Genomic DNA, 19880 nt, shown 5'->3' with positions numbered 1-19880 from the left:
TACCCGACCCTTAGCCTCGACTTTTCCGCCTTTAACCCAGATGCTGGGTAAGCCGCATTACCCATTCGATTTTCGAAATAGCCGCTAAACGCCCGACCCCTTAAACCTTCGCCACACGCCCATACGTATCCTCGAACCGCACGATGTCGTCCTCGCCGAGATACGCGCCCGACTGCACCTCGATCAACTCGAGCGGAATCTTGCCGGGGTTCAGCAGCCGGTGCGTGATGCCGAGCGGAATATAGGTCGACTCGTTCTCGGTCAGCATGATTTCCTTGTCGCCGTTCGTCACGAGCGCGGTGCCCTTCACGACGATCCAGTGCTCCGCGCGATGATGATGCATCTGCAGGCTCAGCTGCGCGCCCGGATTGACGACGATGCGTTTGACCTGGAAGCGCTCGCCGCTATCGATGCCTTCATACGAACCCCACGGCCGCACCACGCGACGATGCGTGACCGACTCGTGACGCCCCATCGCATTGAGCTGCGCGACGATCTTCTTCACGTCCTGCGCCTGATCCCGATGCGCGACCAGCACCGCGTCCGCGGTCTCGACGATCACGACGTTCTCGAGCCCGATCGCCGCCACGAGCCGATGCTCGGCGCGAATGTACGAGTCGCTGACCGCGTCGGTCAGCACGTCACCGATCAGCGCGTTGTTCTGCGCATCGCGCTCCGCGATGTCAGCGAGCGCAGTCCACGAACCGATATCGTTCCAGCCGAGATCGGCCACCGCGACCACGGCCGCGCGCTGGGTCTTCTCCATCACCGCGTTATCGACGGAAATGTTCGGGCAGGCGGCGAACGCGTCGGCATCGAGCCACACAAAATCGAAATTCCGTTGCGCGCTTTGCAGCGACAGCTCGGCCTGACGCGCGATCTCCGGTTCGTAGCGGCGCAGCTCGTCCATATACGTCGACGCCTTCAGCATGAACATGCCGCTATTCCAGTAGTAGCGGCCTTCGTCGATGAAGCGCTGAGCGGTCGCGGCATCCGGCTTTTCGACGAACGAATCGACGGCGAAGCTCTGCGTGCCGTCGATCAGCGGCGCGCCCGCGCAAATGTAACCGTAGCCGGTATGCGGCTCGGTCGGTGTGATGCCGAATGTGACCAGACGCCCGTCCTTCGCAATCTGCGCCGCCGCTTCGACTGCCTTGACGAAGGCGGCCTCGCCCGCGATCACATGATCGGACGGCAGCACGAGCAGCAACGCGTCGGGCGTGTCGCGCAATGCGAGCAGCGCGGCCACGGCGATGGCCGGCGCCGTGTTGCGGCTTGCCGGTTCCAGTACGATGCTTGCCGACCCGACGTCGACCTGGCGCAGTTGCTCGGCAACGAGAAAACGCTGCTCGTTGTTCGTGACGACGATCGGCGCGGTCACACCATCGATGCCACGCAGGCGCAACGCGGTTTGCTGGACCAGCGTATGTTCGCCGGTTAGCGCCAGGTACTGCTTCGGGTAGCCGCCGCGCGACATCGGCCACAGTCGCGTGCCGCTGCCGCCGCAAAGAACTACGGGATGAATGTGCATTTTTTCAGGTCCTCGTTCGTGTGTATCTGTTCTGCACTTGTTTGCACGCCGACGTGCTGTTCGCGCGTCGGCGTGCAACGCTCAACCGATCGTCATGCCAGGCAACTGCATGACGGTCCCGGATGGCTCGCGTTCGCACCGCAGACGAGGCCGCCCTTCCCTTGAGACGTCCCGCCAGCCTTATTCGCGAGCGAATGCCTGATTGAAAAACGTCTCGCACAATGCCGCAATCCGCTGCCGTGCCGCAGGATTCAACACTTCGTGGTCCATGTTCGGGATGACCATCGCGCTCGCGTGCAACAGCTTGTTGAGCCGCCGACCACCCCGGCCGAAGTGCATCCGCAGCTCATCCAGCCCGCGATCCAACGGGCTGAATAATAGCCGGACATGCACTCCCCGCGCGTCGAGATCTTTCATCCGCTGACGGGCGCGAGTGCCTTTATTCATCGCACTGCGGTTCGAATCGCCGGCCCACGCGGCGGCGTTACTCACGACGGCGTTAACGGCATAGCGGGACAGCGTCCGCAATACAGGCCGCAGGCCCACCTCGCCACGCAGAACTTGTGACCATTTCTTTGTGAGAAACATCGCCCGAAAAATGGCGCGCGTCGAGCGCGCATCGACCTTGATCGCATCGCACATCCTGAAGTCCGCCGGAAAGTCGAATTTCTGAAGATTGACCAGCAGTAGCGCCGTTACGGAAGGATTTTTCGTGGCTGCGTGAAGCGCGAGATACGCACCCGAGCAGATGCCAAACACGGCAACCCGCGGATGCCCTCTGGCGAGGGCCCAATCGACCGCCAGCGACGTATCGGCAGCAAGTTGCTCGTAACTGAGCAAGGAAGGGTCTTCGACCATCCAGGCACCGCGGCTATCGCCAATGCCGTGCGCGTCGACTCGCAAGGACGCGATGCCCGCTCGTGCCAGCGAGCGGGCGAGCTCCACATTGAATCGACCGTCGCCGACATGGTGTGTCGCCGCCGTGTTGGCGATGACTACGAGCGGCGCACGCTCCGGACAGTCTTCCGGTTCGCATAGGATGCCGAACAAACGTCCATTAGCCAGCTCCACCGGCGTCTCGACAGCGCCGCTCCAACCGCCTGACCGTCGGGGCGCAACGGGGGCCGCCGCCGCGTCGGATACTGCGGACGGAAGCGGTGCGGATGACGGTGCAAACTCGCGCGCGAACCATCCTTCGACGGAACCTAGTGTCGCCTGAGGCAACGTTGCCACCCACGACGGCTGCATCGCCTCCGGGTATTCGGGAAACGGCAGCGAATCGACCTGTGCGCCCAGCGCACTATACGAGTCCGCGAGCTCGTGGCTGGGTCCCTGATTGCTGGGGTGAACGATCAACAGCTTGCTTGCCGGTGGCGACGTCATCAGGCGCAGATCACATTGCGTTATTGCGTCGATGGCGGCGCGGCTGAAGCGATGCCCGAGCACGTCGAACGCGCCGGTTGGCGCTGCATCATTGCGAATGTGGTGGCTGGCCTGGTCCAGCCATGTCCGCTGTAGCGCGTTCATTTCCCGCACGAACTGCCGGCCAGCGACGACCGGCGCGACAAGCGCCACGGTATCGACCCGCGCCGCACGTGCAGCCTGCGCGGCAACCATTGCGCCAAAGCGGAATCCGATCAGCGCGACACGTTCGACACCAGTCGTGCGCCTCATAAAATCCACGGCCTCGGCGGCCTCGTCGACCCATCTGCCTGGTTCGACGAGCTCACCCAGATCGATTGAGTCGCCGGTGCCGGCATAGTCGAATCTCAGTGCAGCGAATCCCCGGCCCGCGAGGCGGTCGGTGAGCGACCGCATGGTCTGATGCAGCCATAAAGCCTCATGTCCAAGGGGACCGCAAAGCACAATGCCTGCTTTGCCATTTTCGTTAGATTGCGGCCGCGGCTCATGAAGCCAACCAAAATGCCCGCCGAAATAGACGGGATGCATTTTGAAGTCCACTTTATTCGTCTCGCTATCGTCGCGGTCAATATCGATAATGGCCGCGGAAAGCTCTTCCAATACTTTGGTCATAGCAAGTTTTCAGAGGCGGAGTTTGTGTGGAGTTTGGCTGTATTACGCAATATGACCATTTCGGGCGTCTGTGCGCTTGCGCACATGATGGATTGGTGAAGCTCGCCCGCGGCACCATGAGATTTAGCCCCAACTTGAGCACGCGGCGCGCGCAAGTCTTCGATTTGGCGCGGTTACGCGTGCCGGGGGGAGTCAGTTACTGGGTACAGGCGGGGTAAATGTTTAGCATGCGGAAGGCCTTTTCCTGAACGGGTGTGGGCCGCGTAGTCATCACGATCCTTGAGCTTGCCCCCGAAAAACGAATCCCTTGCTGACCAGGTAAACTCAAGCAAGGAGAAGAACGATGTCAAGCAAGGCAAAGCGAGCGCAGTGCTAACCAGGCACACACAATACGCTGCCGCGCGCCTTGTGGTCCCGGACTGATTTGCCTTTAAGCTGACACCGCAGATCCCGCCGGCCATCAAATCGGCGCCTTCTCCGCAAACGCAGTTGTTGTTATCACCGGGAATATTGATCGTCGGGATGCGGCGAGTTCGCCCGTCGGTTGCAAACGATTCTCCATTCGGTATGCTAAAAACTATCGCTTACCGCCAAAAAGCTCCCGATATTTGTTGGCCGCTAGTGGAACGCGGCCCGATTGATCGCCGTAAATCACAGCGTTGGGACCGCCCAAGTGTGTGTTCCAGTATGATTGATACAGCACGTTCGGGGCACCGCTTTCGATCCAGCCATGGAAGTGTTCGATGAATTCCGGGTCGTCGCCATAGCCCTCAGGCCTCGTCGAGCAACCCCACTCCGGATAAGCCTCCGGTTTGCCGTGCGCCCGAGCAAACGCCCGAAACGATCTCAGTCCGGTCCGGGCGTTCAGCATATCGCCCCAGCCCTCGTGATATTCGTCGTAGACGTCCATCGACATGATGTCTACGACGTCATCCCCTGGGTAGGCGCTCTGCCAGTTGAAGTTGCTGTGGCTCTGGAAGTCGGTGGTCCAGTCGAAGCGCAAGCCAGGGGCGATCTTTCGCATCACGTGTACAACGTGGCGATAAGCAGCCCTGTACCCTTCGGGATCCTTGATCGCGCTCCATCGGTACCAGTTACCGTTGTACTCCCATCCAAGCCGGATGATGACCTGCTCAGGACGGCCAATCGCCTTAATGTTCCGCGCAAGACTTGCGAATGCGTAGTCGACTTTGCCACTCGTCACCGTCGCGAAGCCATGATCCGAAGCAAGAAGCAACGGGACGGACATCACCTCGACACGACGCGGGTCGCTATTGATCCAGCGTTGCGTTGTTGCGAGGTAATACGGCTCGGCGACATCTTGCCACTTTTCACGCGCGGTGAAGACGATGCGGTACTGCACCGGCTCGCCAAGCCATGCGCCGAACGAATCGTATTGGGCCGTGTACATGTCGCCTTCAGAATGCAGGCCTATCGCCGCGACTCCCGGTGATGCCGTCGAGTCGGACGCCGCATGCGTGATGACTGGCAACGCAGCTCCGAGCATCGCTAACGCGATGAGCGCGCGTTTAAGCCGAGGACGTCCGATCACCGCCGGTCTGGAGCGCACGGAAAGCACCACTTAGCCGCCCGCCAGGTCGACGTGTCCGGCCTCTGACGTCGTTTGGGGCAGACCGCCGCTCGATTGCACGGCAAAGAAGTAGAAAAGCGTGAAGACCGAGATCGGCTGCAGGAGGGCGCCCGAGAGGAAGAACTGCATACAGAAGAGCCCGACCGCAATCGGCAGGCTTTCAATGCCCGTGAAGATTCGAACCATGATCAACAGCAGCAGCGGAATGCCCCCGATCAGACCGTACTCGATGATCGCCTTCGGGATCGCTGGGAAGTTCGCGACTCTGTCGTCTACTCTGATGCGGTCCGCATTACCCGCACCATAGCCTATGAGCATGCTGGATGCGTCTTCAAACGCCAGTTCGCGCATGCGCTCATAAGGCGTGGAGAAGCGAATAGAAGCGCTGCTGCCCTGATCGTTGATTTCGCCCGAACGCTTGAGCACGGCCGGGTTCGACGCGACGGTGGCAGCGATAGCCACCACCGCAAGTCCCGCCAGGATTGCGGCCCGCCGATTGTGCAGGTTCGCGATGATGGCGAACGGGAGCGTAATTGCGATGAACAGCAGACCCGTTCCAGAAAAGGTCGTGGCGAGCGCGACAATCTGCATAGCAATCGCCGTGACGCGCCGGAACATCATGACCTCGATCAGCAGTGCGAGTGCCAGGAACTGTGAGAGAAACGACGGTTCGAGGAACACGTACGCGTTCGACTTGTAGATCTCCGATCCGTACTGGATCGGATAGCTCACTTCATAGTTGGACATCGTGAACTCTTTCGGCAAGCCGCCGAGAGGGTCGCTATATGGGATATGCAGGAACGCCTGACTGCCGTATTGATACAGCGCGACGGCTGCAAAGACGCACATCATGTTGGAGAACCACCGGTAGCCGTCGGCTGTGGTGGAATGCAAGGGCGCCCCGTCCGGTACGACGAAGGAGAAAGGCAGGTAGAGCACAAGCAGGTAAATCAGCGAATTCGCCGAAAACTCCCTGCCCGTGCAGATAGACGTGCCGATCAGTATGCACCCCACGCAGAGGACGCTCAGCAAGAGGCCCCGCCGGACGACCACTTCTCTGCGCATACAGACCAGCAGCGCGGCGCCAGCATAGATTGCCAACGCAACGGGAACAGGGTTCGTGCCAGGGATGAGCGACAGGCGTTGCGTGACGATGGCTAGAAAGAAGAGCCAAAAAGTCATCTTTTGTGGTCGCGGAGTATGCATTGCGGTCTCGGCTTGTATATGGCGCGCTGGGTTGCACGCCCCCGACGGTCATCGGACTGTAGCGGGCGCACCTATTGCGGTCGATGCTTCCCGCCTATCCGGGTTCAAAGCTGCGGTTTGCGTCCGGCAAACCCATCACCCTAGCGCAGATATCGAAGATAGTAAGCGAAATGATGGCGGGTGCGACCGAGCATCTCCTCGATCTCCTTTTTCGATCCGAGTAGTCCCTGCACTCAGCATCGTCGCAACGCGTCGGAATCGGATAAAAGCGGGTATGCGATTCGAAATCGACGTAACGGCGCATCGCCTGAACCTGCTCCGCGCTGAGTCCGCTGGCCCGGCTTTCTTCAGCAGCGGCGTGCTGCATGAAGCCAGCCGATTGCAGTCTGTGATGTATTGGGTTTATACCAGTCGCTGCCGCTGTGCACCGTACGGTTTCGCACAGAGGTCGATTTTCACTCGGATTACGCTGCGTTGTGCGACAGGCCGGTTTTATATGTTCGCGCCATATTCAAGCTGGACATCGTTCGGGGCGACGTGTCTCGACGGAACATCGAGGAACAAAATGCAGCGCTCAAGAATCCTGGTCATTAACGATTACCATGAGCTCGGTGGCGCGGAAATCATCTATCAGCTTTCCGTGGACGTTCTCAAGGCGACGCCGTGTGTCGACGTCGAATGCTTCGACCTGCAGAAAGCGTCCTTGCGCGGATCGGTTTTGACTAAGACGTGGAATTTCCCCGCCGCCGTGGCGCTTGCGAAAACGATCGAGGCGTTCCGGCCTGACCGCGTGCTGGTTCACAACTATCACAACGCGCTCTCTTCGTCCGTGCTGTGGGTGCTTCGCCGCTACAAGCGGAAATACGGCTTCCTCGCGTACATGACGTGTCATGACTTCTATCTCGTCTATTACAATGCCGCGCTTATGCACTACGTCGACGGCAAGAGCAAGCCGCTCGATCTCAACATCCTGCGAACACGACGCGCGCTGCTTGCGCGCAGCAGTGCGAGCGGGCCCGTGTACGACACGTTCAAGAAGATGCACTGGCACGTCGCCCGAATGCTCGGCAACCCGACGCGTCTGTTCGACATGTTCCTGTGCCCGAGTCCTTTTATGCAGGAAGCGTTGCACAAGGCAGGAATTCCGAATACCGCAAGTCTTTTTAATCCTTCGGTCATGAGCGAGCCACTGTCGCAGCCGAAGGTTTGCTCACGCGACAAGATCGTCCTCGCATTCGTCGGCCGCGTGGCGCCGGAGAAAGGTCTCAGCCAGCTCATCGGGCTCGCGCGGGCGACGAGTTTTGCGTACATCGATCACATCGCGGTCTACGGAGACGGACCGGGCCTGCCCTCGATAAGAGAATCGCATACGGACCTCATCGAGTCCGGGCAACTGGTCATGCATGGGGCGCTTCCGCGCGACAAACTCTTTGCCGAACTGCGGCGTTCGGCCGACGCGCTGATCCTGCCGTCGGTAGGTGCGGAAAACGCACCGCTCGTCGTCGTTGAAGCGGCTCAGATGGGCCTGCCCATGCTGGTCCACGATATCGGCAGCCTGTCGACTTTCGGCGAAGAGATCGGCAACAAGATTAAGTACTCGTTCCATCCGACGAGCTTTGTCAAGGCACTCGGAGAGGTCGTTGCGCACCTCTCCGATAAAAACCGGAAATACGATGTGAGTGCGTATTCGCTGCCCGCCTATGCGGTGCGGCTGGCGTCGCTGATGGACGTTGGTGAGTGAGTTCGTAGCGATAAGCGACCGAGGATAGGCGGCAGCTCAAAGTCCGGACAAGCGATGACATCATTCGCTTGTCGGCACCGTCTTGGCGTGGCTCGTTTGAAGTTGCGCCGCGCCGGCATGCAATGGTCGACGCGCGGTGTGCAAACACCGCTAACGATTCGTTAGATACTCCCAAAGCGCCTCGCATTCACTATCGGATAGCTGATACTGAGGCATCGCCTTGCGCAGCAATACGTTGGCTGGGTCGATCCCATGCCTGACCGCGCGACAGAAGCCCCCCGGCTGGTAGCTGCTGGCTGGGCCGCCTCGACGACTCTTTGCGTCGAGCAGAAGCGCCGCAGTCAGCGGCGGCGCGAAGGTGCCGGATTTATCGGTTCCAGCGTGGCAGTTCACGCACCGCGTCGTCCACGGCGGCAGCGGACGATCGTCGTCGCGCAGGTGCGCTGCGACCGCATGTTGGCCGTTGTAGATCGCACACCCCAAATCACCCGATTTACAGAGCTGCTGCTCGGCATGCGCCAGGCGCACAACGGCGGCCAGCCCCAGGCAGACCGCTACGCGCGCCGCCGGGCGCCGGAATGATAATGCCGCCATCAGTGAAGGCGCAGCGTGCGCGACACGCTCGGCACACCGTTCGCGTTCAGTGCGAAAAGCATGTAGTAGCCCGGTACCGCGACGCCAGGATCGGCCGGAATGTTCAGCAGGTACTCGCCGCCCGTGCCCACCGAGAACGTTACCGGCACGCGTCGCTGCTCATTATTGACCGTATGCGTTGCTGACGACAGGCGCATCAGTGCGAACGACTTAACACCGCTACTCGCTGCAACGGCGATGACGGTGCCTAGCGTGGCGTCGGTCGGTGCCGAACTCATGGTCGGACGCGTTGCTGCCGTTCCATCCGCGTTGAGCAGATAGGGCGGTGTCAGTATTTCGACGTCCGGGTGGTTGGTCGCGCAGCCGCCGCACAGCCCGCCGCCGCTGCTCAGGACGCGGCCGTCTGGAAGCAGCAGCGCAACGCTGTGGTAGACGCGCGGCACGGCTTGGGGAGCGAGTTGCCTGAAGACCTTCGTCGTCGGATCCCACAGTTCCGGCGTCAGCACGGCGGTATCGTCCGAAAACGGTTGCGCGAAGGCTTGACCGCCCACCACGACAACCTGCCCGTTCGGCAATACGACGCTGTTGCTGAATGCCCGCGCATAGCTCATCGGCGGTAGTGCGGTCGCGGTCGCAGTGCCGGTGCTGATATCGATGAGCGTGGCATTGGAAGTAGCGTTGGCTTGCTCGTAACTCGGCGCGCCGCCGACGGCAAGAATCTTGCCGATGTCGTACATGACGGCGTTGCCGTTCATCGCATCGGTGTCGTTTGCTCTATTGCCAGCATCAGTTACAGTGCCGTTGCCGGCCGTGTCAAACCAGTGCATCGCCACGCTTGGCCCAGCATGGAAAACCCGGCCGTTGGACACTGCAAACATCCACGCATGATTATCGGCGCGATAGATGCCCGCCGCGTCATTGGTGAGGATATAGTCGGCGAGCAGCGACCAGTTCACCATCCAGCCAGAACCGGACGTCCAGGTTTCACCGGTCTTGTTGCCCCAGCCTCCATTCCACGAGCCACCGATCACAAACACGCTGCCATTGCTCAACGTGACGCTGCTGTGATAGGCACGCCCGATGTTCATCTGGGCGCCGGACGACCACGCGCCGCTCGACTGCGAATAGAGGCTGGTCATGGCGCTGTCGGACCCCCCGGTCACAAACACACTACCGTCAGGGAGATTGGCGATGCCCGGGCAAAACATGTCGTGTCCAGTATTGCTGACTAGCGCCTGTTTACTGGTCAAGGTCTTCGGATTAAAGATTGCCGTGTACGTCCTGCCTGGCGTGACTTCGCCAGAGCTGAAGGAATTCGTGTAATCAGCCGACCAGAGCAATATGTTCCCGTTGGGCAAATTGGACGCCGCTGCCGGAACGATAGGAAGCGCGATCGGCGCAGTCCACTTCGAAGGCAGCGCTGTCACATTGATGCCGCCTACCGCCCAAGTCTGCGTGGCGTCGCCCCCGCAGCTCTGCTGCAGGACCTGCGGGCCCTGTGCGGTCGTGTTCGCCGCGGCCAGGCACAATCCGCTGTGCGACGGGACGATCGCGTAACCGCTGCCTTGCGGCGTCAAATTGAAAGTCTGGTTCGCTTGGCCGTTGCAGGTCCACTGGATCACGGGCGCGCCGGCTGTCACGCTTGCGCCCGACACGTCCATGCAAAGACCGCTGTGCTGATTGACGAATACGTACCCGGCGCCGGAAGGCGTGGCCGTCCAAGTCTGATTCGTTTCGTTGTTGCAGCTCCACGTGATCACCGCGGTGCCTGGCGTGACCTCGTCGTTGTAATCGTCCGCACATAGAGTCGTGCCGCTCAGGGTTATTGTGCCCGTCGTCTGTGCCTGAGCGAGTCCAGGATGCGCGAAGAAGGACGATGCGAATGCCAACCCAATCAACGCATTCATACATCTTGCAAGCGATTGAGAGAACATCATGGCGAAACGGATTCGTGGCATGGTCTTATTCTCCGTTGAGGTCGAATTACACACGTCCCAGCGCAGCAAGCACATCACAGACATCTTCCAAGCGCGGAAGCTCGGCACTACGCCAGCGCAGCTTTGCGCTCGCATCGAAGCAGTAGATTTGCGTCGAATGACCGGCGAGATTGCCAAGGGCAAGCGGACTACCGGATAGCGCGATTCGCATCCGGTCGACGTTTTCCAAAGAGGGCGTAGCGGCATTCCATGCGGGGCCTGCATCAAAACGCAAAAGCCAGTCGCGTAAAGCGGATGGCGAATCTGAAAGCGGGTCAATTCCGATTGAGAGCAACTGAACAGGGTAGCGGGCGCGGATTTTTGGCAAATGTTCCTGAACAGCGCTGAACAGCGCTCCCTGTAAAGGGCATACCGAACTACATCCGGTATAGATCGTCTGCACCGCTGTGACGCCTTGAAGAAGAACAGCGTTAAGACGTCGCCTTTTAGCTGTCTGGTCGATCACCCAGAAATCGTCGAGACGAGCCGGCGGGCTGACAAGCCCCAGGTTTCCATGCTGAGCATATGAAGGACGGCAGATAGCGGCCATCGCAGCCAAGGCCATATTGGATAGCAAGGCGCGTCGACTCAGCTTTCGAGCCGGGAAATCGTGCTCGCGGCGCGCGCGAGTTATTTGATGGAGCATTGGCACCTTTCTCCGCAAATGTCTAATGAACAGCCGACTACACGCGGTTAGTAATGCTTCCGGCGCGACAGTCGTCGAACAAGGCGCGCAACCCTTCGCAACGGCTGCTTCTTCTCACTCTCGTACCAATGATTCAACCACCCCGACAAGCGTAGCACGAGGGCTCCGGGTCGAGGTCGATTCTTAGGTGCACTATTTACTTTGGTTTGTGCGGTTGACCATACTCGGATGTTCTGGGTTCCCTTAGCGATGGCTACTGGAAAGCAGTTTGAAAACTTTATTGTTTGTTATCTTTGATAAGAGTCAAGTAAGGACGCATTGATCAATAAGCTGCTCGCGCGTGTTCTCATCGCAGTCTCAATTGCTGAAATAAATGCCAGCGTTAGAGACGCTCTTGCGCGGCTCGCTCATCGAGCGCTACAAGCGCTGCGGCAAACCGGGCTGCCGGTGCGCAGACGGCCCCGGCCATGGTCCCAAGTACTACCTGTCCGTGAGCTTGCCCGGCCGCCGTCCGCAAATGGACTACGTGCCGTAAGCCGATTACACCGACGTCGCCGAGCACCTGGCGAACTATCACCGCGTTCGCGAGATCATCGAGGAGATCTGCGAGATCAACCGCGAACTATTGCGCCGCCGCGAGGCGCTCTGAGGGGCGCCGGTGAGCCAGTCGTCGCTGTCGCTCGCCAACTTCATCGATCCGCAATCGGCCGGCGTACTCGTCGCCAACATGCTCGAGGCTTGGCTCACTGCTGAGCCTGCGCTGGAGCTGACCGAAGAGGCCTTCGATGAACACCAGAATCACCCCCCAACATCAAAGCAAGCCGGCGTACATAGACATCCGCCAGTCGACGCTGGCCCAGGTGCGACACCATCAGGAGAGCACCGAGCGTCAATACGCGTTACGCGACAAAGCGCTGGCACTGGGTTGGCCGGAGACGGCGATCCGGGTCCTGGACCGCGACCTTGGTCAATCGGGGGCCCAGATGACGGGGCGCGAAGACTTCAAGACCCTCGTAGCGGACGTCTCGATGGGGAACTTGGGTGCCGTATTCGCACTGGAGGTTTCCCGCCTGGCACCCTCGAATCTGGGACTGGCATCGCCCGCTCGAGTTGTGCGCGCTCACCCATACGCTCGTGATCGACGCCGATGGCTGCTACGACGCGGGGGGACTTCAACGACGGCCTGATACCTGGTCTCAAAGGTACGATGGCACAGGCCGAACTGCACTTCTTGCGCCGCCGCCTCCGGGGCGGCAAACTCAACAAAGCGAAGAAGGGTGAGTTGCGCTTTCCACTGCCCGTGGGCTTGTGCTGCGGCGACGACGGCCGCATCGTCCTCGTGCCCAACAGCTTCACTCGCGGGTCACCTGCCATAGCCTGACTTTCGGCGTGGGCGGACAATTGGACTTACCACGTTCCCGTCCTTGCCGACCCAAATCTTCCCGGGCCTATCCGTTTAGCGCCTGCCTTTCCCCCGACAGCTCTTGTGACGACGTGCTTCCAATAGTGACGGAAACAACCGGCTGCATACCTTTTGGTCTGGGCCTTTCAGCCGCTTTGGACCAATCGTCATAACGAGGGTTACAACAGTTCACTTATGTTGCGCATGCGGAACTTGCCTTGCACCTCACACCGCACGGCGGCTGGCAGTGTCGATCCCTTCCCTGTCACCGGGGTTAACCGTCAATCGAGAGGCACGTTGTCTCCAGAGCTTCACACGCACCCGTTACCGGGTACGCATGTCCAGATAGGCAACTGCTGGTCGTACAGCAAGTCACGGCACCGCGACCAATCTTATTATCGCCGCGCGTGACAAGGAAAAACGAGCTTTACCGCCTACTACATGCCGCATAACGCGCGGCTGACGGCGACACGTGTCGCACCACCACTCTTGACGTTAGCTCCTCACGCGATACCATGCAGTCCAGCATAGCCATACTCGCCGAGATGCAGCTTGGCACCATTAAGGATCACGCCGGTAATACGCACGCCGCTACGATCCATGCGCTTCGCACACTCTTCAAGTTCAGCCAGCTTCGTGACTTCCGACATCGCGACCACAAATACAGTCCCTGCGTTCTGCGCAAGCACCGCCGCATCCGACACCGTTAGAATCGGCGGAGCATCGACGATGACGAGATCGTACTCCTGCGCGCAATCATCGAGCATCTGATTGAGGCGCGGCGAAAGCAGAAGTTCGCCAGGTTCCGCTGGCTGCAGTCCGGTCGCAACGAAGTCCAGATTCGACGCCGCGTCATGCTGAATGACCGCGCTAAGGCCTGCGCGCCCTTCGAGAAAATCGACGAGGCCCTGCTTATGCCCAGCGGTGAAGTACTTGCGCAGATGGCCATTTCTCAAATCTGCATCGATCAGCAGCACGCGCTTGCCCGAGGAGGCCACCACACGAGCGAAGTTGGCCGACACGAACGATTTGCCCACGCCTGGCGTCGCCCCGGTAACCAACACGATCTTGTTGGAAATGCCGTCCTTGCCGTGATTCAGCGTCATGCGAAGCGCGCGAAGGCCTTCAACTGCCGGATCTGCCTTGGATGCTTCCGCCAGCAAGGTCGCGTTCCCCTCCTTGCGCTCCGACTTCAGCATCACTCGCTGACGCCTGCTGTAAGGAATCGTCGCATAGACGTTAATGCCGAGCGCACGCTCGATTTCGCTGGGGGTCTTTACACCGCACAGGACCGTACTGCGTACGAACGCATATGCGAGGCCGCTCAGCAAGCCGAACAGCGAAAACAGCGCGACGACGATCGACTTTTTCGGAAACACAGGATCTTCGGGAACCGCAGGCGTATCGATCAGGCGCACGGTACCGACCTTCCCCGCCTTCACCAGTTCCAGCTGCTGCGCATTGTTAAGCAGCGCGGTGTACAAAGCGGAATCCACTTTGACCTGCATTTCCGAGCGAGCAACCTCCTGTTGCAAGTCAGGAAAGCGCGCCATTTGCTGCGCATAGAGGCTGATTTGCTCTTCAAGCCCTTTAATTTGCCTGTCGACCGATACGACGGACAGATAACTCGGCGCGAAGCGTGTGGCCAGGTCCCGGCGCTGCTGTTGCAGTGCAAGAAGCTGTGCCTTGGCCGCGCTCATTTGCGCGATCGCCTGCTTCGCCTCTTCCGGCAAGTCGACGACACCCGCCCTACGATGCAACTCCGTGTCGGCCTGCTGTGACTTCTCCAGTTGCGTCTTCAAAACGGGCAGTTGCCGTTTCAGAAAATCGAGCGAATTTGACGCTTCTAGCGACTTCCTCTCCATGTTCTGCAAGATGAACTGCCTGGCAATCTCCTTCAGCGTATCGCTGACGATCACCGGATCCTTTCCGCGCAGTTTCGCAACCAAAATGCCCGAATCCTTTACCTTCTCCTGAATGCTGAGCTGGCTCTGGATACGTTCGATCGTCTTCAGGCGCGAATTGCGATACAGGTCGAACGTGACTCCTGGCTGCCCGCTAGCGCCAGTCACCAGGAGTTGGATCGGGCCACGCGTTGTCGAGAACGACTGAAGCTTTCCAATTTCGCCTATGACGGGCGCATCAAGTCCGGGTCCGGACAGCGTGAAGCGGTGATTGGGCTCCAGAGTAAGCCGGAATTGCTTTCCCTCCAGCTTCGCGGGCACGTCGAACTTGTCGATCGAAAGCGACTCCCTGCCCCACGCAAACCCCCCGACACCGAAGATGCCCGGCGTCATGTCGCTTTCGAGGTATCGTGCGACCAGCGAGCCGATGACCGGAAATCGCCGGGGCTTCGCGTCGATGAAGAGCGCTTGCTTGTCGACCGCGCGGGTGACGATTGCGCGCGACGAAAGGATCTGACTTTCGGCTGCGGTCGTCGACTTGTTATCGTTGATGCTCGACACCGCATCCAGCATGCTTCGGTCAGACGTCGGGTCCGCACGAGTGTCGACCTGAATCATAATGTCGCTTTCATACACGGGCGGTGCAACCATCGCATAGACTGCGCCGAGCAGGGCGAAGGCAGCGGTACATGCCGCAATGCGCCAGCGGTTTTGTCGCAGCACGACAAGTATGCCGGGGAGGTCCATATCAGTGTTTGTGATGTGGACATCCTTAAAAGAAAGTTGCGCAGGATTCATGGTTGCCTTTTCTCGCCAAATAAAGCTGGTGGTCTCATTTGCATGTTGAATGACTAGTGGTCCGACGATACAGCCGGACTTCGACCGATGCCCGATGGAGGCGAAACCGATGATCCCAAAGCCGCAACATCGAACCCTCCGGTCCCAAGCGATGCAGTCTCCTCGCTGCAACGCTTCGGCCAAGATAAAATCAACGTGCAACGCGCCGCGTTGGAGTCGAGGTATGACGATTGACACCCCTGAACCATCTTTCCAGCGCCTCAGCCAACACTCGAAGAATACAAGCACTGGGAATCAATGATGTGCGTTAGCTCACCTTTCCAGGCCTTAAAGACGGATAAAATGCGTGACGCGCAAAATTTGCAGACACCGATAGTCGCGAGGTTCACGAGGACGCCCGTTGACTCGTCGTCAGGCATTCGCCGCGCAGGGCCGATCTGCGCGCATGGTCAACGTCGCAGGTCATATGAAAACCTCGGTTCTATACGACGCTGTTGCATTGCCCCTTGTCAACGCTGCCTCAGTCCACTGCCCGATGCGCCGTGCACAATCATCAGAGCAGAATTCCGCTCGCGGAGCGAAAAGACCGCGACGGCTCCAACAAAAATTGCCGCGCCCACGATTTCAAAGACGTTAGGAAGTAAAAGACTTCGCAACGCCCATATGATAGCGGCTGCGAGCGCGTAATAGAAAAGCACAGGAGACAAAATTCGCCGGAACACTTGCGCGGTCGTGAGCCCCGCCTCCTCGCGAAAAAACCACAAATGGTAGGACAATGCCATCGCCGCGTATGAAACCGACGCCCAAGAGAGCATCTTCTCCAGGCCGAGCGAAATCGTCGCCCACATCACCGCGAGCTGGACGATGACCTGAATCGACATCCAAGCAAGTGCCTTGAACGGCGAGCCGGTACTTTGCTGATAAGCGGACATCGTCGCGCCGGCAAAGGTCTGGAACGACCAAAGCACCGCGAACTGGATCAGCATGTCCGCATGCACCAGGAAACGCGGGCCGAGAACAGATTGTGTGACAAGTCGCGAGCCAATCGCCAGCGTGAGGAAGAAGGTGATATAGGCGGCGTTAGACCACACGAATACCGAAATTGTCTTGTCCGCGCGGGGGCGGTCGGACAGGCGGTCGCGCGAAAAATATGGCATCGTGAACCGGCGAATGAGCAACGAAGCGAACGACGTCCCTTGAACGACGAGTTGTTTGATCGAGGCGTAAATGCCGAATATCTCAAGCGACATCGTGGAAGCCACAATCAATTCGTCTGCCTTGCCGCCGAGAATGTTAAACAACTGCCCCGTCAGCTGGGTTCCCATATAGTAGTAAAGCCGCGTGGCACGCGCCCGTCGCGTCACGCTCACGAGCATCACCTTCAGCGTGTCCAACTGAAACGATGACATCAAGACAAATTTCGCTCCAATGGTGCAAATGAACCCTATCACCACGCAATTGAGCGAATCGAAATGCCACGCGGTTCCGACCGTCACGGCGACGCCGACCAGCTTGCTAAAGACTTCCGAAATGGCAAGCCGTTCGATATCCAGCGCGCGCACGGCGAAGCCTTGTAGAGCTCCGACCAGAACGACGAACGGCAGCGCGGGCGCGACCAATAGCAGGGTCACCCACGCAGTTTCTGCAACACCCAGTTTTCTAAGGGCCAGCGCGATCACGAGATCGACCACCGCCGCGAAACCAATCATTCTCGGCAACGCCGAGCCGAGAATGAGAGCGACACGCCGGCGAGTTCCGCGCTCCTGGATGATGAACCCTTCCCATCCGAAGTCGCAGAACGTCGTGAAAATCGATACGACGAGAAGCTGAGTGGAGACGATACCCAACTGCCGATAGCCAAAATGGCGCGACAAAAAAGCGATTTGCGCCAACGTCAAGACGCCCATCATTCCTGCCGCCAGTAACTGTACTGCGCCCTTGCGGGCCAACTGCAAAACGCCAAAATTCACTGTGCGCCTCCTAATACAGGAGCCGTCTTGGCGACCGGTGCAGCCAGGCAAGTTCTCAAGATATCCAGATACCGGTTTCGGTTGATGTCGAAATTGAACTGTTCAGACGCAAATCTAGCCGAGGCCTTGCTCAGGAGCCTGTACAGATTTGCATCACGCGCGAGGTCCACGCATCGTAGCGCGATCTCGTTGGCATCGGCGCAGATGAACAGTTCGCGGCCCGACTCGACGGACATCCCGATCACGCCATCCGCGGTTGTGATCGTCGGAATGCCTCTGGCGAGCGATTCGAGGATCTTCGTCTTTATTCCAGTGCCGCCAAACATCGGTGCAATATGGATGTGCATGCTGTCGAAAAGATCATCGGGATTGTCGAGGAAACCGGTGAAAAAAACGTCGGGGCGCTGGTAGCGCGCAATGAGCTCCGGCGGGCAACGACCGATCGCATGGAAGCGATAGTCGACGCCAAGATGAGTCAATGCGGGCAACACGCTTTCGAGCACGTAGCGCAGCGACTGTCGGTTCGCCGTCGTATGCATGTTCCCGAAGAACATCAAATTGATCCTGTCAGTTGGACTGGGAAGCAGGCGATCCGGTGCCTTCCGAATCTTGGTCGTCGGCGGAACTGCATAGACGTTATCCGCACCCGTCATCTGTTTGAAGAGAGCTGCTTCCGCGTGCGATACGAACACCACGGCGTTGTGCCTGGTCGCGCTGTTGCGCTCCATCCGGCTGATAGCCCACCGCTCATATCTCAAAACGGTTCTAGAGAACCGGTTCGCGATCTTGGCGGCGAAGGCAGGCATGCGGTCCTCGTACGTACCGAGCAAACGATTGCCGACACTCGCGCGGATATTGTGGAGATAGCGCACCGAAAGCAGATCGTCCAGTTCCACGACTGAAATGCAGTCCTTGGTCTGGAATAGCATCGAAGTCCGCAGCATATCCGCAATAACCAGCTTGCATTTCTGATCGTCGATGATGGAACGAATAAGTCGCTTCCCACTGCGAGACAGATACATTGCTACCTGCAAAGGCAGCGGGCGTGCGGTAATGATCCATTCAAGGATCCAATTGGGGGCCGTCGGCAAGTCAAGCAGATGAAATCTAAATTTCGGAAAGCGCGCATAATACCGCTGCAGGTCAACCAACTCGTTCTTCCCTTTGAAAATGACAACACTTACTTTATGCTGGTTCTCAAGGAATTGGAGAGACTGGAAGATCATGTTTTCTCGTCCGCCAGCGGCCGGAATAAACGGTCGCGAAGCGATATACAAAATGGGAACACTCATTTACATTTCTCCAAAAATGATTTGAATTTGTCAAATGAAGAGTTCCGATCGAATATGTCCGAGTTTTCGGCAAGCACTGCCTTCCGGTCCAGTTGTGCCAGACGGTTTCGGTCATTCAAAAGCGCAATCCATTCGCTTGCCGAGTCGCTGACGATCACTGACGGGTCCTTGACCAACGGTATCCCCCGGACACCTTTGGACGTGCTGATTACCGATCTCCTGTTGTAAATTGATTCGGCGACTTTCACGTTCATTCCCGCGCCCGACACAATGGGCGAGAGAAAGACATTGGATTTGTTCCAAATCTCGGAAGACTGATCGACGAATCCATGTCCGATGACGTTTTTGCGTTGATAACGATCAGCTTCGGAGCCGGCACCCATCAAATGGAAAATAACTTTATTTTCGTCGATGTGTGGAATGATTCTGGAAAGTAGCCATTCGACAGCATCCTGATTCGGCCACCACTCCATGTTGCCAAGAAACGCGAGATGAATTGGCTTATCGGTTGCCGACGGCGCTATTCTTTCCGCTGGCATGTAATCGAAGGCCGGCAACATGCAAAAGCGATTGCCAAACGGCTCAAGGGCCGCGCCTTTGGCCAACTCGTCCGGGGAGATAAATACATGATTGCGGATCAGCGCGTTTGCGCGCTCCTGAAAGCGCCGCAATTTGAGGCACTCGAACTTCAGCATGGCTGAGGTGATCGGGTTGCTAATCTTCTTCAAGCGATCTTCATAAAGCGTCGCCTCATCGTTATGCTGTATCAGAATCGAATTCGCGCCGATCTGGTTGCGAAGATACACGACTGTTTCCAAATGGTCGAAAACGACTATGTCCGGTGTTACGCTTGCCGTTAGCCTCGACAACGCGCGGTGAGCGCTCGGTCGATCGAAATATAAAACCTTCGCCGGTAATGGACCGAACAACGACCGCAAAAACGAAAACGCGATTCTGAGTTTTCTCCACTTCGGCAAATCGTCGTACACGTAGAGGACATCAACTCGAGCGCATACTCTCCGCAATTGCGAAAGAATCTGATTCGAGTAGACCATACCGCCATTCGATGACTTCGCATCACGCACATGCGACAAGAACAAGGCATTCATCTGTAGAATCCTATAATATGTCCAGATCGCACAACCATTGCAGAGGAAATACGCGGTCCCGTACCCTTACGTCACATAGCAACGAC

At 58.5% G+C, this 19880-nt stretch carries 15 protein-coding genes; 4 read left to right on the top strand and 11 right to left on the bottom strand.

Annotation, left to right across the window (positions count from 1 at the left end; translation table 11 throughout):
* Window positions 1-100: 100 nt before the first annotated feature.
* From QFZ91_RS01995 to QFZ91_RS01980, 4 genes are all read right to left on the bottom strand, one after another.
* On the bottom strand, window positions 101-1531 hold the full coding sequence (locus QFZ91_RS01995) for a mannose-1-phosphate guanylyltransferase/mannose-6-phosphate isomerase (protein WP_429566050.1): 1431 nt from the start codon (window positions 1529-1531) through the stop codon (window positions 101-103).
* Between the two features lie 180 nt (window positions 1532-1711).
* On the bottom strand, window positions 1712-3565 hold the full coding sequence (locus QFZ91_RS01990) for an alpha/beta fold hydrolase (protein WP_429566049.1): 1854 nt from the start codon (window positions 3563-3565) through the stop codon (window positions 1712-1714).
* Between the two features lie 577 nt (window positions 3566-4142).
* The gene (locus QFZ91_RS01985) at window positions 4143-5147 is read right to left on the bottom strand and encodes a glycoside hydrolase family 26 protein (RefSeq protein ID WP_429566048.1); all 1005 of its coding nucleotides are present in this window, start codon (window positions 5145-5147) and stop codon (window positions 4143-4145) included.
* Window positions 5148-6362, bottom strand: coding sequence for a hypothetical protein (locus QFZ91_RS01980; protein WP_429566047.1), 1215 nt, complete (start codon window positions 6360-6362; stop codon window positions 5148-5150).
* A 274-nt stretch (window positions 6363-6636) separates the two neighbouring features.
* On the opposite strand from QFZ91_RS01980, the gene QFZ91_RS01975 reads away from it, so the two are divergent.
* On the top strand, window positions 6637-8103 hold the full coding sequence (locus QFZ91_RS01975) for a glycosyltransferase (protein ID WP_429566046.1): 1467 nt from the start codon (window positions 6637-6639) through the stop codon (window positions 8101-8103).
* A gap of 150 nt (window positions 8104-8253) precedes the next feature.
* Here the strand turns inward: QFZ91_RS01975 and QFZ91_RS01970 are convergent, their stop codons facing one another.
* From QFZ91_RS01970 to QFZ91_RS01960, 3 genes are read right to left on the bottom strand one after another with little or no spacing between them, the layout of a single operon-like run.
* The gene (locus QFZ91_RS01970) at window positions 8254-8697 is read right to left on the bottom strand and encodes a hypothetical protein (RefSeq protein WP_176383863.1); all 444 of its coding nucleotides are present in this window, start codon (window positions 8695-8697) and stop codon (window positions 8254-8256) included.
* The gene (locus QFZ91_RS01965) at window positions 8697-10655 is read right to left on the bottom strand and encodes an RICIN domain-containing protein (RefSeq protein ID WP_429566045.1); all 1959 of its coding nucleotides are present in this window, start codon (window positions 10653-10655) and stop codon (window positions 8697-8699) included. The genes QFZ91_RS01970 and QFZ91_RS01965 overlap by 1 nt, the downstream gene beginning before the upstream one ends.
* A gap of 25 nt (window positions 10656-10680) precedes the next feature.
* On the bottom strand, window positions 10681-11319 hold the full coding sequence (locus QFZ91_RS01960) for an SCO family protein (protein WP_429566044.1): 639 nt from the start codon (window positions 11317-11319) through the stop codon (window positions 10681-10683).
* A 373-nt stretch (window positions 11320-11692) separates the two neighbouring features.
* On the opposite strand from QFZ91_RS01960, the gene QFZ91_RS01955 reads away from it, so the two are divergent.
* The 3 genes from QFZ91_RS01955 to QFZ91_RS01945 all read left to right on the top strand — a co-directional run bounded on the left by QFZ91_RS01955 (window position 11693) and on the right by QFZ91_RS01945 (window position 12700).
* Complete coding sequence (locus tag QFZ91_RS01955; RefSeq protein ID WP_429566043.1) at window positions 11693-11854, top strand: DUF6788 family protein; 162 nt, start codon at window positions 11693-11695, stop codon at window positions 11852-11854.
* 250 nt (window positions 11855-12104) lie between these two features.
* Window positions 12105-12506 (top strand): recombinase family protein, encoded by a 402-nt coding sequence (locus tag QFZ91_RS01950; protein WP_429566042.1) that lies wholly within the window; start codon window positions 12105-12107, stop codon window positions 12504-12506.
* Between the two features lie 20 nt (window positions 12507-12526).
* Window positions 12527-12700, top strand: a complete 174-nt coding sequence (locus QFZ91_RS01945) for a hypothetical protein (RefSeq protein ID WP_429566041.1) — start codon at window positions 12527-12529, stop codon at window positions 12698-12700.
* Window positions 12701-13224: 524 nt separating this feature from the next.
* On the opposite strand, the gene QFZ91_RS01940 is transcribed toward QFZ91_RS01945, so the two are convergent.
* The 4 genes from QFZ91_RS01940 to QFZ91_RS01925 all read right to left on the bottom strand — a co-directional run bounded on the left by QFZ91_RS01940 (window position 13225) and on the right by QFZ91_RS01925 (window position 19794).
* Window positions 13225-15423 carry a polysaccharide biosynthesis tyrosine autokinase gene (locus QFZ91_RS01940; protein ID WP_429566040.1) on the bottom strand — a complete coding sequence of 733 codons (2199 nt, stop codon included), beginning with the start codon at window positions 15421-15423 and terminating at the stop codon, window positions 13225-13227.
* Between the two features lie 509 nt (window positions 15424-15932).
* Window positions 15933-17393, bottom strand: a complete 1461-nt coding sequence (locus tag QFZ91_RS01935) for an oligosaccharide flippase family protein (RefSeq protein WP_429566039.1) — start codon at window positions 17391-17393, stop codon at window positions 15933-15935.
* Window positions 17390-18685 (bottom strand): glycosyltransferase family 4 protein, encoded by a 1296-nt coding sequence (locus QFZ91_RS01930; protein WP_176383852.1) that lies wholly within the window; start codon window positions 18683-18685, stop codon window positions 17390-17392. Before QFZ91_RS01930 ends, QFZ91_RS01935 begins: the two co-directional genes overlap by 4 nt.
* A complete protein-coding gene (locus QFZ91_RS01925; RefSeq protein WP_429566038.1) occupies window positions 18682-19794 on the bottom strand; it encodes a glycosyltransferase in 1113 nt (370 codons plus the stop codon). Before QFZ91_RS01925 ends, QFZ91_RS01930 begins: the two co-directional genes overlap by 4 nt.
* Window positions 19795-19880: the final 86 nt, after the last annotated feature.

The sequence above is a fragment of the Paraburkholderia sp. JPY419 genome (assembly GCF_050435705.1).
Lineage (GTDB): Bacteria > Pseudomonadota > Gammaproteobacteria > Burkholderiales > Burkholderiaceae > Paraburkholderia > Paraburkholderia youngii.
Note: the sequence above shows the minus strand (reverse complement) of the source record. Positions and strands in the feature narration are given on the sequence as shown.